Annotated in this window: 12 protein-coding genes and 12 tRNA genes; 5 read left to right on the top strand and 19 right to left on the bottom strand. The window is 41.3% G+C overall.

Annotated features, from left to right (window positions below):
* Nucleotides 1-68: 68 nt before the first annotated feature.
* Together trmL and queG are read right to left on the bottom strand one after the other, a co-directional pair.
* The gene (trmL, locus tag CSV63_RS14310; protein ID WP_099696424.1) at nucleotides 69-545 is read right to left on the bottom strand and encodes a tRNA (uridine(34)/cytosine(34)/5-carboxymethylaminomethyluridine(34)-2'-O)-methyltransferase TrmL; all 477 of its coding nucleotides are present in this window, start codon (nucleotides 543-545) and stop codon (nucleotides 69-71) included.
* Nucleotides 546-559: 14 nt separating this feature from the next.
* A complete protein-coding gene (gene queG, locus CSV63_RS14305; RefSeq protein WP_099696482.1) occupies nucleotides 560-1,696 on the bottom strand; it encodes a tRNA epoxyqueuosine(34) reductase QueG in 1,137 nt (378 codons plus the stop codon).
* A 55-nt stretch (nucleotides 1,697-1,751) separates the two neighbouring features.
* Here queG and CSV63_RS14300 point away from each other — a divergent pair, with 55 nt between their 5' ends.
* From CSV63_RS14300 to CSV63_RS14290, 3 genes are all read left to right on the top strand, one after another.
* Nucleotides 1,752-2,459 carry a B3/B4 domain-containing protein gene (locus CSV63_RS14300; RefSeq protein ID WP_099696423.1) on the top strand — a complete coding sequence of 236 codons (708 nt, stop codon included), beginning with the start codon at nucleotides 1,752-1,754 and terminating at the stop codon, nucleotides 2,457-2,459.
* The gene (locus CSV63_RS14295) at nucleotides 2,453-2,968 is read left to right on the top strand and encodes a hypothetical protein (protein WP_099696422.1); all 516 of its coding nucleotides are present in this window, start codon (nucleotides 2,453-2,455) and stop codon (nucleotides 2,966-2,968) included. The genes CSV63_RS14300 and CSV63_RS14295 overlap by 7 nt, the downstream gene beginning before the upstream one ends.
* Nucleotides 2,969-3,325: 357 nt before the next feature.
* Nucleotides 3,326-3,706 carry a hypothetical protein gene (locus tag CSV63_RS14290; protein WP_233192132.1) on the top strand — a complete coding sequence of 127 codons (381 nt, stop codon included), beginning with the start codon at nucleotides 3,326-3,328 and terminating at the stop codon, nucleotides 3,704-3,706.
* 18 nt (nucleotides 3,707-3,724) lie between these two features.
* Here CSV63_RS14290 and CSV63_RS14285 read toward each other — a convergent pair whose 3' ends face one another.
* From CSV63_RS14285 to CSV63_RS14265, 5 genes are read right to left on the bottom strand one after another with little or no spacing between them, the layout of a single operon-like run.
* Entirely contained in the window at nucleotides 3,725-4,237 is a 513-nt protein-coding gene (locus CSV63_RS14285) for a (2Fe-2S)-binding protein (protein WP_099696420.1), read from the bottom strand.
* Nucleotides 4,234-5,070: an FAD binding domain-containing protein gene (locus CSV63_RS14280; protein ID WP_099696419.1), complete on the bottom strand. Its 837-nt coding sequence runs from the start codon at nucleotides 5,068-5,070 to the stop codon at nucleotides 4,234-4,236. Before CSV63_RS14280 ends, CSV63_RS14285 begins: the two co-directional genes overlap by 4 nt.
* Nucleotides 5,067-7,412 carry a xanthine dehydrogenase family protein molybdopterin-binding subunit gene (locus CSV63_RS14275; RefSeq protein ID WP_099696418.1) on the bottom strand — a complete coding sequence of 782 codons (2,346 nt, stop codon included), beginning with the start codon at nucleotides 7,410-7,412 and terminating at the stop codon, nucleotides 5,067-5,069. Before CSV63_RS14275 ends, CSV63_RS14280 begins: the two co-directional genes overlap by 4 nt.
* A gap of 25 nt (nucleotides 7,413-7,437) precedes the next feature.
* Nucleotides 7,438-7,629 (bottom strand): capping complex subunit for YIEGIA, encoded by a 192-nt coding sequence (locus CSV63_RS14270; RefSeq protein WP_099696417.1) that lies wholly within the window; start codon nucleotides 7,627-7,629, stop codon nucleotides 7,438-7,440.
* A 45-nt stretch (nucleotides 7,630-7,674) separates the two neighbouring features.
* Nucleotides 7,675-8,583 carry a YIEGIA family protein gene (locus CSV63_RS14265; RefSeq protein WP_099696416.1) on the bottom strand — a complete coding sequence of 303 codons (909 nt, stop codon included), beginning with the start codon at nucleotides 8,581-8,583 and terminating at the stop codon, nucleotides 7,675-7,677.
* 109 nt (nucleotides 8,584-8,692) lie between these two features.
* On the opposite strand from CSV63_RS14265, the gene CSV63_RS14260 reads away from it, so the two are divergent.
* Nucleotides 8,693-9,691: an XdhC family protein gene (locus tag CSV63_RS14260; RefSeq protein WP_158233972.1), complete on the top strand. Its 999-nt coding sequence runs from the start codon at nucleotides 8,693-8,695 to the stop codon at nucleotides 9,689-9,691.
* Nucleotides 9,688-10,293, top strand: a complete 606-nt coding sequence (locus tag CSV63_RS14255) for a nucleotidyltransferase family protein (protein ID WP_099696414.1) — start codon at nucleotides 9,688-9,690, stop codon at nucleotides 10,291-10,293. The genes CSV63_RS14260 and CSV63_RS14255 overlap by 4 nt, the downstream gene beginning before the upstream one ends.
* A 394-nt stretch (nucleotides 10,294-10,687) precedes the next feature.
* Here CSV63_RS14255 and CSV63_RS14250 read toward each other — a convergent pair.
* The 12 genes from CSV63_RS14250 to CSV63_RS14195 all read right to left on the bottom strand — a co-directional run bounded on the left by CSV63_RS14250 (nucleotide 10,688) and on the right by CSV63_RS14195 (nucleotide 11,785).
* Nucleotides 10,688-10,768: transfer RNA gene (locus CSV63_RS14250), tRNA-Leu, on the bottom strand.
* Between the two features lie 28 nt (nucleotides 10,769-10,796).
* Nucleotides 10,797-10,867: transfer RNA gene (locus tag CSV63_RS14245), tRNA-Cys, on the bottom strand.
* A 7-nt stretch (nucleotides 10,868-10,874) separates the two neighbouring features.
* Nucleotides 10,875-10,949, bottom strand: a tRNA-Gly gene (locus CSV63_RS14240).
* A gap of 8 nt (nucleotides 10,950-10,957) precedes the next feature.
* Nucleotides 10,958-11,029, bottom strand: a tRNA-Gln gene (locus CSV63_RS14235).
* 4 nt (nucleotides 11,030-11,033) lie between these two features.
* Nucleotides 11,034-11,109: transfer RNA gene (locus tag CSV63_RS14230), tRNA-His, on the bottom strand.
* A gap of 53 nt (nucleotides 11,110-11,162) precedes the next feature.
* A tRNA-His gene (locus tag CSV63_RS14225) sits at nucleotides 11,163-11,238 on the bottom strand.
* A gap of 25 nt (nucleotides 11,239-11,263) precedes the next feature.
* Nucleotides 11,264-11,334 (bottom strand) — tRNA-Trp (locus CSV63_RS14220).
* Between the two features lie 3 nt (nucleotides 11,335-11,337).
* Nucleotides 11,338-11,422, bottom strand: a tRNA-Tyr gene (locus CSV63_RS14215).
* An 8-nt stretch (nucleotides 11,423-11,430) separates the two neighbouring features.
* Nucleotides 11,431-11,503, bottom strand: a tRNA-Thr gene (locus tag CSV63_RS14210).
* A 7-nt stretch (nucleotides 11,504-11,510) separates the two neighbouring features.
* A tRNA-Phe gene (locus tag CSV63_RS14205) sits at nucleotides 11,511-11,586 on the bottom strand.
* Nucleotides 11,587-11,633: 47 nt separating this feature from the next.
* Nucleotides 11,634-11,709 (bottom strand) — tRNA-Asp (locus CSV63_RS14200).
* Between the two features lies 1 nt (nucleotide 11,710).
* Nucleotides 11,711-11,785 (bottom strand) — tRNA-Met (locus tag CSV63_RS14195).
* Between the last annotated feature and the right edge of the window lie 7 nt (nucleotides 11,786-11,792).

Raw genomic sequence — 11,792 nt, 5'->3', positions numbered from 1 at the left:
CTAAAACGAACCAAATGAAGTAAAATAGAAAAGGGATTGGCCATGAGCCAATCCTCTTTTTTTATACATTATGTTAAATGCGCAAATCGCTGTTGACGAAGGGCTTCATAAATAAGAATTGCGGCAGTATTCGACAAGTTTAGTGAGCGAATATGCTCATCGTTCATCGGAATGCGTAAACAACTTTCTTTATACTGATCCGTTATTTCATTCGGCAACCCGGTAGTCTCTTTTCCAAACACAAAGAAGATATCCTTGTCAGTGTCTGAATAGTCAAACGTATCATAGCTCGTCTCTCCAAATTTTGTAATGAAATAAAATTCGCCTTCTGGATAGGCGTCTAGAAACTCCTGAATTCCTTCATGATACGTAATATCAACATGCTCCCAGTAATCCAGTCCAGCGCGTTTCAACATTTTATCTTCAGTGGAAAAACCAAGCGGCTTGATTAAATGGAGAGCCGTGTCGGTGCCTGCACAAGTTCGTGAAATATTTCCTGTATTCGCTGGGATTTGTGGTTCAAATAATGCTACGTGAATCGTCATCTTACTACCTTCTTTCAATTAATATGAAGCAGTTCCATAGCTTGCGTAATTTCCCTTATTACAAACTCATCTTCTTCAATGAGCAACACTTCTTTAAGCACCTCATGCCCTTCTGTCGTGCCAATTTCCCCAAGTGCCCATGCGGCTGTTCCTCTGATCATGGGTCGTGGGTCTTCTTTTATTAATCTAGTTAGTTCTGGTATCGCCGATTCATCTTTAAAATGAGCCAATGCAATAAGTGCATTTCGTTGAATGGGATTCTTTCCACGCCAAGAGCCTGACATATGGCCATACTGTTCCTTAAATTGCCGGTTGGATAATGACAAGAGTGACAGTAACAAAGGTTTAACAAGCTCTGGCTCAGGTGTGAATGCCAGTTGGTGTGTATGATTCATTCCCTTGTTTTTCGGACAGACCGTTTGGCATGTATCACAGCCATACAAGCGATTCCCAATCTTGTGCCGAAATTCTTCAGGTACAGGCTTCTTTGTTTGTGTCAAAAATGCAATACACCGCTGGGCATTTAATTGTCCCGGCTGTATTATCGCACCCGTAGGACAAACATCCAAGCATAAATTACAGTCTAGACATTGATCTTCCATCGGCTCATCTGGTATAAATGGCAAATTCGTAATCATCTCGCCAAGATAAACGTACGATCCGAACTCCGGTGTAATGATCGAACAGTTCTTAGCCGACCAACCAATACCCGCTCGTTCTGCTACTGCGCGATCTACTAGCTCTCCTGTATCCACCATAGAACGAAGTCGCGCATCCGGTACCTTAGTAAGGATAAATAATTCAAGCTGTGCTAGTTTGTCACGCAACACTGTATGATAATCTTCACCCCATGAAGCCCTACAAAACATACCACGGCGCTCCCCTTTTTTCCCACGGGGACTATCCGATAATCTTGAGGGGTATGCAACTGCAATAGCAATGATACTTTCTGCTTGATCCAGTAATAATAAAGGCTCCGTTCGCTTCTCTATATCCGACTCCTCAAAGCCAGATTGATAATTTAATCGTTGCTGTTGTTTCAGACGATCCTTTAATTTTACAAACGGGGCTGCTGTCGTAAAACCAATTTTGTCTATTCCAATGGACGCCGCGAACGTTCGTATTTCAAGCTGTAACTGAGCGACATTCACCATTCCCCGCCTCCCTTATGATAAGATGAAATAAAATTACAAGCAGGTGATACTGATGCAACTTACTATTGATTCTTCTATATTCACGAAAATCCCTGATTTTAAATTAGGCATAATCTATTATAACAAAACAATCGTCTCCGCATCACCTCAGATGCTAAAAGGGCGACTACAATTATTTCAAGAACAACTCTATTTCGAACTACTCGACAAAGATATTACCGATTTCAACGGTTTAGCGGAATGGCAATCCATCTGGACAACTCTCGGAGCAGACCCATCAACTCAGCCACCAGCTCTTCAGTTACTCTTACAACAGATCCAAAACCGTCACTTTACCTCTTCCTTCCATAGTGCAGAAGATCTGAATACGTTCTTTTCCTTGCAATACGAAATCCCAACAGTTATTTATGATGCTGATAAAATAGCCGGGAATGTTACTTTATCTGTCGGCACCGCTCGAGATGGCTACGAAGGATTGAATAGTCAATTCAATACCTTTGAAGATATCTTGCTCCTAAGCGATGGATATAGCCCGTTCGGTAGCCCGTATATTGATTCTATACGAACAGCTGTAACTGAAGAAACTGAAAACATCATTCAATTACTCTTTATTCGTCCTTCATTGGATCAAGACAAGGCTTGGCAGTTAGCCGAAGCTTGCGGTAAAATGTTCACTAGCATAAACGGTGGAGACTTTCAAAGTTCTGTAATGGATAGTCAAAATCCTAACTTTATACTAACAAACGAGGTGGAATCTTGAATATTACATTAGCTGAAGGAATTAAATTAAAAAGTATTCTGGCAAAGCAAATACGGGAATTAGAAACAGAGGCACAACGAGTGGCTTTCATAACAGTAGAAAAAGGGTCACCCCGTCCTATAATCAGCCGTAAATTAGAAGATGTGGAAGCTGAAATGGAACGAGTAAGAATAGATCAACGCAAACTAGACTATCTCATCTACGTAGCAAACAGTACCCATACAGTAGAATTCGAAGACAAACAACTACCATTAGTCGAAGCTATTGAACTGGCTATCCAATTGCGTGCAAAGTCTTCATACTATAAACAGTTCTCTTTAGCGAGTAAAGAAGAAATACAATATGGTTTTGCCGAATCCACGACGATTTATCGTGTAGCATTGTTTGATCCGGAAGAATATCGGCTAAGAGCCCAGCAAGCTGAAAAAGCAGCACACCAACTATCGAATCGCATCAACATGAAAAACTATACTATCACTCTTGACTTTGATGGCACTAATTACTTTTAACCTCAAAAAGGTGAGACTCCTTTTTGAGGCATAGGGTGGGGAATATGAACACAAACTTGCTAAAACCAATCACTCGTTACCCTTTACACATTGACCAATGACCTATAACCAACCATGTCCATGGCAATGAACCCTTACTGAGTAACATCTTTTCATATTTCTCCTCTATGGCCTGCTGCCTGTCGAAATGACAGACGGCAGGTATTTTCATTTTTTTCTATACAAAGTGGCGGGACACAGCTAGCAGGAATCCGATAAAAGTTAAAACAGTATTTCTTAAGGTTTCATTCCTTATAAATAAGGTTAATCTGGGTAGACTATAGAAAAATGAATGGTTTTAGGGAAGGAGTAATGAATATGCAAAGCAAGCAGCAGGAGCAAAGCTATAATGAACAACAAATGAAACAGCAACAACAACAATTGAAGGATAACCAATCGCTAATGGAACAACAATTTGATACCAAAAAGAAGATGGCATTGCAAGCTATGCAGCAAGCAGTACAATCGCTCCAACAAATGTCGTCTATATCAGATTTGGCAACATTGCAACAAGCACAACAACAACTGCAACAAGCGGTTCAACAGCTAAATTATATGCAAGGCATCTCCATTACACAATCCACAACTGCTGAACAACAGCAACTAGAACAAGTACAACAACAAATTGAGCAAGCTGCGCAAACACTTCAGCTCATCCAATCTCTTAACAGCGGAAATAAAAGCTTTAAAAAAGGGTAAAAACACATCCAGAACTTTCTACTTTGAAAGTCCTGGATGTGTTTTTTTTATGGAATGATTATTTGATCCAAGCAATGAATGTATAACCTCTTTTATTTCTTGATACCCTGTACATCTGCAAATATTGGATTGCAACCACTCTTCCACGATTTCTTCATTCGCATCTGGATGATTGGTTAGTAGTGCATGACAATTGACAATAAAACCAGGTGTACAAAACCCGCATTGAATTGCCCATTTATCAACAAACGCCTCACGAACAGGCGAATCTAATAACCCCTCAATTGTTGTGATGGGTAAATTAACTACTTCAACTGCCAATGATAGGCAGGAGTGGCTTGGCTCTCCGTTCACAAGCACCGTGCACGCTCCGCAATCCCCATTTTCACACGACCGTTTGGCACCTGTTAATCCAAGCTTTTCTCTTAAAGTAGATAGCAGGGTGTCCGCGTTCCGAACCCCCACTTCCTTGGTTTCCCCGTTTACATGTAAGTGAATAAAAGCTTTAGACGTCCCGTTATGCCTATTCATTCGCCCATCTCCATTTCTTCCATGACATCCAGCAACACATTTTTCAATACAAATGCCCTGTACTCTCTAGACCCTTGTAAGTCATCCACAATACTTGAAGGCAAATTGTCCATTACTTGGTCTATCCTATTAACAACAGGGATGGTTGAGTCATTTACTATATTCTCTATTTTATCCGATCTGAAAGGATAGCCACACACACCGCTAAAAGCAACTCGTAATCGATTGTCTTTCAAGATTGCGGCTACCGATACAACTGGATAACCCACTTTCGAAAACTTGGTCCTTTTTAGGCTGATATACGGTAGGTCGATATTGGATGAATCAATAATAATTTGAAGAAGAAGTTCTCCTGATGAAAGATTCAATTTTCTGTTGAATACGGAATTTAATAAAACAGCTCTTTCATCATTTCCCTTCGCGAGTTTCACTTTTGCATCCACTAGCAAAAGCGGTAAAATACTTTCTTTATATATCAATTCACTATTTATATTCCCACCGATTGTAATTTTATTTCGCGAGGTATGATCCGCAATTTGTTTAACAGTTGCCCCTAGAAAAGGAAATAGGTTTGAATTTGTAATTTTATTTAATGAAACTGCGGCTCCTATTACTAAATTATCGTCACGCATTTCCAACACATTACATTCGGGAATTCCTTTACTATCGATTATCGCATCTGTATAGATCTTATTCGTACGAGCAAAGGTAATAAATTCAGTGCCGCCGGAAATGAATAGGGCCTTTTCACCTTGTTCATGTACTCCATTGTACGCTTCTATCGTTTCGGCAACTGAAGAGGGTTTAAAGTACTTGAAATCAAAGGATATCATATAGTTCCCTCCACCTTCCTTTGCCAAATGGATTCTGGTGTAAGCGGTAATTTATTTAACTCCATGCCAGTTGCAATGGAAAGACTGTTTGCTAAGCATGCCGGTGCTCCAATAACACCATATTCTCCTATTCCACGGGCGCCAAAAGGTCCATCAATCGCTGGGCTCTCGATAAAATCCACAAGATATTCCGTTGGTTGTTCACCGTAACGCAACATCGGATACTCTCGAAGGTTTGAATTTTTTACAATGCCATGTTCATCAAACACAAATTTTTCGCTCGTTGCGTAACTTAGTCCCATATACATACCGCCACGCATTTGTTGCGTTGCTGTCATTGGGTTAATAATAGTTCCTCCATCTAGCACCGTAACGCCTGTTAAAATGGAATACGTAAAATCCCTTGTGTCTAATTCTATTTCTACGGCTTGCACACCAACCGACCACCAGGGTCCTGGCTTACCAAACCCAGTCTGTTGATCCATCGGTGTTAAATGTCGTTGTATATGTTTTCCGATTCCGACAATTTGCCCTTCTATTGAATGTCCACTTGGATACGTATAGCCTAAGGCAATATCCTTAATATCCACGCCAAACGTAGGGTCAGGTTTTATGTACACTCTTCCACCACCAACCTCTAAGTCATCAGGAGAGCATTGCAAGACAACTGCAGCCGTTTTCTTTAATTGGGCTATTGCATGATCTGCAGCAAAAACAACAGCCCTTCCCGCTAGAAAAGTTGTACTACTTGCGACTGTGCGCCACTGATGGGGATCATATTGTGTATTTACTTCCATCGTGACATGAATTTTATTCATGTCCATACCTAATTTTTCTGCGAGAATTTGTCCGAGAATCGTTTTAGTTCCTTGTCCCAACTCTATAGCCGCACAATTTAAATTTACGCTGCCGTCTGCTTCAAAAATGATAATGGCACCTGCTTGTGCATTTGTTGCTGTTGTGGACGTTTTCCAAAATGTACTAATCCCTTTCGTTCGAACTTTGTTTTTTCCACTCTTAATGCATTGTCCTTCGTCCCACTTAATTAGCTCTTTGGCACGGTTAATGCATTTCTCCAAATCACCAATATTGTTCGCTGTCAAGACGGCTTGTGTCGGTGTTGTATCACCTGGTTTTATACCATTTATAATACGAAACTGAAGTGGATCTATTTGTAACTTCTCAGCAAGCTGGTCCATGGTTCGTTCTACTGCAAATGTAAGCTCAGGGTGTCCATATCCCCTAAAAGATGTCGCAAACGGATGATTCGTATACATACAGTATGAATCACACCATACATTTGGAATGTTATAAGGACCTGTACAATCGAGTGCTGCGGCCCTGGTAATCCCTGCGGCTTGATCAGTATACGCACCTGAATCGATTAAATACGTATATTTCCCCGCAACTAATTTACCTTCCTTCGTTACACCAAGTTGAACCGTTGCATCGAAACCAATTCGGCAAGGTGCTGTGGTCATATCTTCTTCCCGATCAAACTCCAATTTCACTAATTTTCCACCTACCGCTTTCGAAGCCAAATAAGCAAGTGGTTCCAACTGAACAGTTCCCTTCCCACCAAACGCACCACCAACCATTGGAATATGAACTAGGATATTTCCAACATCAATATTGAAAAATTGGTTGAGCACTTTCTTGATTGTGAATGGTGACTGACTACAAGAATGGACAATGACTTTACCTGCTGGATTAATTTCAACCCGCGTACTTCTTGTTTCCATTGCGACATGATCAGAAAGATTAAACGAATACGTCGCTGTAATGGTTTCCTCACTATTTGCCCAAGCCACATCAAAATCACCTTTACGGATTTTAATATGGCTCCCAATATTTGTAGACGCTTTAGGATAGACATCGCTTATGATTTTCGTATATTGTGCAGCGTTTTCATGCACAAGTGGCGCATTTTTTTGAAACGCCTGTTGCGCGGAATTCACAATAGGTAAAGGTTCATATTCAACTTTCACTTTCTCTGTTGCACGTTTTGCCTGATATTCATGATCTGCTACGATAATTGCTACAGGTTCACCATAATAACGAACTTTTTCAAATGCCAACGGGGGCCGATCTGCTAAAATAGGTCCAATATGGTACGGAAACATTTCGCCAGTAATGATCGCACGCACGCCAGGCATTTTCCATGCTTCAGTCGTATCTACGGAAATAATCTTAGCATGGGCTTGTGTGCTTTTCACAAGCTTTGCGTGCATAAGTCCAGGAGCTGAATAATCCCCTATGTATCTGACTTTTCCAGTTGATTTCTCTACCGCGTCAATTCGTTGTTCTGGTTTACCAACCGTGTACCAAGATGTATTCGCCATTCACCTAACGCCTCCTGATCTTTAGTTACCGTGCTACAATAATGCGTGTTTCTTTATTTATTTCATGTGCTGATGCATCCATGATTTTCTCAATTGTCATGCTAGTTTCTTGTAATTCCATTTCATCGACCACAACGAAAACGGGTGCCCCACCCCCTTGAACTGTTTCCGGTTTCATCGTAATGACCGCTACAATTTCCGCATGCTGGTTCTCCAATTTACTCAACTCCTAATTACGTAATCCATATAACAACCTTATATTTTACGAGTTGCTCTTATCGGCTTCCTTAGGCATTCGAATGGCACTATCCAGAATAGGAACTTTATCTAACACCGCCCTAATCTGATTAAAATCCTTTTCCCGTGGCAAGAAAAATAATGCAATTCGACCGTCTGCCATATCTCTTTTCGTAAGTGGAATCAAAGCTGGTTCGCCGGAGTCAAGGTAGCTACCTAGAATAGTAGCGACATGATGTAACATCGCCTGCCGTTGCCCTAGGAAGGACAACGTAACAATGCTATTCTGATTTTTCGGCGTAACTATTGCACCTACTGCTTGTTTAGTTATGGTTTTCCTCGTATCCTCGAGCCCCACGTTTTTAATTAATATATCGTCAACAAAGAGCGTTGGCCCTTCAAAGCGGATTTCTGCTTCTTTAACATCTGCGATATCACTCAAAAACTTACCTGACATATTGAACTTCACAATAACCAGCATGACAATCCCACCGATTACTCCTATCCAAAATGAAAATACAGCACACAATGTTGTGATAAGTGCCGTAAACATGACTAAATAATTTCGGCTTTCAAACGCCTGTGCCATTCCTTCAATGAAAGGTGCTCCTCTCTTTACAAGTTCGAACGTATCTATATTTTCAAGCGATTCCCTCTCCATTTTTCTAACTTCTCGAAACTGAGTCGCCGCAAGGCCAAGAAACGTAACAGCAGTCCAGTCAGATTCTAGAACTGCCGGAATTGCTACAGCACCGATGAATGCAGAAATGAAGCCAAAGGAAAGATGAATAATCCTTCCAGTAGGATAGGTTGGGTATTGCCGGAAATCAGTGCGTAATAATAGCATTCGTGCAACAAAACCAAAGGTAATTCCGATGATAACTGGAAGTAAGTAAGTTCCCACATGTAACCTCCTCGAATTAGGATAGATCATTCGTATTCTAACCATCACAAGCACAATTTATAATAGAAGATGATATTTTAAAAATGAATAATAGAATGATGTAATGGAAAAGGTGGTTAAAAAGGAGGAAGGTAAAAAATTGAAATCTATTCAGCAAATAATTGAAACAGTCTTGGTTGATACCCAACCCGCTGTACTTGCAATGATAGTTGATATAGAGGGATCCTCATATCGAAAGGAAGGTACGTGGATGCTAATTCAAGAGAACGGTGTGCAGATCGGAATGATAAGCGGTGGTTGTTTAGAAAATGATTTACACAGTCACGCGACACAATTATTTAGGACAGGCAAAGCGATTACTGTGCAATATGATTTAAGTTCTGAAGACGATCTTGGTTGGGGACGCGGTGCAGGATGTAACGGTGTTGTCACGGTATTAGTCCGTGATATTGATGAGAACTTTCGGAATATCCTTGATAGTATACACAAGCAAATACAAGCCAATGAACCTACATACTTTCTTCAATCAATGACAGACTTTAGCCAGTATGGATGTCTAACCTCCAAAGGACATCATTTTGGAGAAGTACAAGCAAACCTTACGCTTAACTTTAATAATTTAATACCGTTTCAAAGAAAAGTTGGACAAATAAATTCCGGTGAAGATTCGGTGTATTTCCAACTCATTTGGCCACAACCCCTTCTTTATATAATTGGTGCTGGCGTCGATGCAAGACCACTTGCACGACTTTCGGAGAATCTTGGTTATGCGGTCCATCTTTTTGATTGGCGAAGCGGTATTTGTGACGAGATCTACTTTCCTACTGCGGCATCTATTCAAATTGGCAATGTCTCAAAACTATTATCAAACGTAAAATTTAGCCCGATGGATTCAGTTGTCCTCATGACACATGATTTTCAATTGGACTATGAAATCGGAAGACATTTACTTGAATTCAAATTATTATATTTCGGCATTTTAGGGTCAAAAAAAAGAACAAAACGTCTATTTGATGGAAAACTTCCAAATAGTGTTCATTCACCAGTAGGATTATCGATTGGAGCAGATGGACCTGAAGAAATCGCTGTAAGTATCGTATCAGAACTAATTGCTGTGAGACGAGGAGTAAATTCATGAAAATCGTTGGCGTTTATCTTGCTGCGGGAAACAGTACACGAATGGGTACCCATAAATTAGCACTACCCATTGGAACTATGTCACTTGGAAGCTTGGCACTTGAAACTGCATTGAAATCGCCACTTGATAAAGTTTACGTAATCATTAAAGATACAGATGACACTGAATGGATTCCACCACATATGAAAGACAATGCTAAATGCACAATAATTCAATGCTCTACCTCAAATGAAGGACAATCTGAATCCTTGCGCTGCGGCATTCAACATGCCCAAGAACGTCATGCAGATGGTGTACTTGTTATGCTAGCCGATCAACCTTTCATAACAGTCCAAATGATTTCCGAAATGATTAATTGTATGAGAAAAAAACCGGCCTGTAGATTCGTGGCAACTACATCTAATCAGGTCATTATGCCTCCCGTGCTATTTTCCTCCTATATGTACCCCGACCTTTTAAAGTTACGCGGAGATAAAGGAGCACGTGCAATTTTACAAGGAGATTTCCTTCAAAAAGGGAAGCTTTTGGCTTGTAACGACAAACGGCTCGTATTCGATGTTGATACAACCGCAGATTACGAAATCCTGAAAGGTTTCGAATAAACGAATCAACTAAAACACTTCTCTATCCTTTGCTAGAAAAATTGGATAACACAAATTAAAAAGGTTAAATTTTAATAAATCACTGAATTTCGACGGTTGTGAAGACCCTGTAATATAGAATGGATTTAACCCATAACGCCTCTTTACAATGCAGATCACAATGTTTTATTTCGTTTTGCTTATGTTCCCTTCTCTACTAAATGCCCCATCGTCAACACATTGGTCCGCGTGCCATAACTAGCTATTACTTGAAAACGTAACCTTAATAATCAATATGTCATCGCATGAATCCTGTATGGCGCATTGCACATTCTTTTGATAAGCAATGGATATTTCTTCTTTTAGTATCTAAGACATAAAAAAGAACACAGCGTATGCTGTGTTCTTTTGTTGATACCCGAGGCCGGACTTGAACCGGCACGCCTCGCGGCATCGCATTTTGAGTGCGACGTGTCTGCCATTCCACCACTCGGGCACGTGTAAAGTAATTATATAAAATTATAAGGCGGCAACCGGAATCGAACCGGTGGTAAGGGTGTTGCAGACCCGTGCCTTACCGCTTGGCTATGCCGCCAACATAGTGGAGCGGAAGACGGGATTCGAACCCGCGACCCCGACCTTGGCAAGGTCGTATTCTACCACTGAACTACTTCCGCAAAACTAACTGGGGTAGCTGGATTCGAACCAACGAATGACGGAGTCAAAGTCCGTTGCCTTACCGCTTGGCTATACCCCACTAATGGGGCGGGCGAGGGGAATTGAACCCCCGAATGTCGGAATCACAATCCGATGCGTTAACCACTTCGCCACGCCCGCCATATTATAATTACTTATAGTATAGTAATGAATATGAATGCTATTAAAAAATATGGGGCGGACGAGGGGAATCGAACCCCCGAATGTCGGAACCACAATCCGATGCGTTAACCACTTCGCCACGACCGCCACAGTAATTATTAATTTTAAAATACAGGGGCAGTAGGAATCGAACCCACACCAAAGGTTTTGGAGACCTCTATTCTACCGTTGAACTATGCCCCTAAATGGTGGTGGGGGACGGATTCGAACCGCCGAACCCGGAGGGAGCGGATTTACAGTCCGCCGCGTTTAGCCACTTCGCTACCCCACCAGTAAGGATGCCGGCGAAAGGACTTGAACCCTCAACCTACTGATTACAAGTCAGTTGCTCTACCAATTGAGCTACACCGGCATATAAATGGTGGCTCAGGACGGAATCGAACCGCCGACACAAGGATTTTCAGTCCTTTGCTCTACCAACTGAGCTACTGAGCCACATTTGTTATTTCCATAAAGACGCTTTTTGAAGCGTATGTATAAAATGGCGGTCCCGACGGGAATCGAACCCGCGATCTCCTGCGTGACAGGCAGGCATGTTAACCGCTACACCACGGGACCTTGGTTGCGGGGACAGGATTTGAACCTGCGACCTTTGGGTTATGAGCCCAACGAGCTACCACTGCTCCACCCCGCGATAATAC

The sequence above is a fragment of the Sporosarcina sp. P34 genome, assembly GCF_002743375.1.
In the GTDB taxonomy this organism is placed as follows: Bacteria; Bacillota; Bacilli; order Bacillales_A; family Planococcaceae; genus Sporosarcina.
This window is presented reverse-complemented; position numbering and strand designations above follow the sequence as displayed.

Bases quoted from the DNA above. Each gene is read 5' to 3' on its own strand.
- trmL (WP_099696424.1), bottom strand. From the start codon at position 545: ATGACGATTCACGTAGCATTATTTGAACCACAAATCCCAGCGAATACA.
- CSV63_RS14300 (WP_099696423.1), top strand. From the start codon at position 1,752: ATGCAACTTACTATTGATTCTTCTATATTCACGAAAATCCCTGATTTT.
- CSV63_RS14290 (WP_233192132.1), top strand. From the start codon at position 3,326: ATGCAAAGCAAGCAGCAGGAGCAAAGCTATAATGAACAACAAATGAAA.
- CSV63_RS14285 (WP_099696420.1), bottom strand. From the start codon at position 4,237: ATGAATAGGCATAACGGGACGTCTAAAGCTTTTATTCACTTACATGTA.
- CSV63_RS14280 (WP_099696419.1), bottom strand. From the start codon at position 5,070: ATGATATCCTTTGATTTCAAGTACTTTAAACCCTCTTCAGTTGCCGAA.
- CSV63_RS14275 (WP_099696418.1), bottom strand. From the start codon at position 7,412: ATGGCGAATACATCTTGGTACACGGTTGGTAAACCAGAACAACGAATT.
- CSV63_RS14265 (WP_099696416.1), bottom strand. From the start codon at position 8,583: ATGATCTATCCTAATTCGAGGAGGTTACATGTGGGAACTTACTTACTT.
- CSV63_RS14255 (WP_099696414.1), top strand. From the start codon at position 9,688: ATGAAAATCGTTGGCGTTTATCTTGCTGCGGGAAACAGTACACGAATG.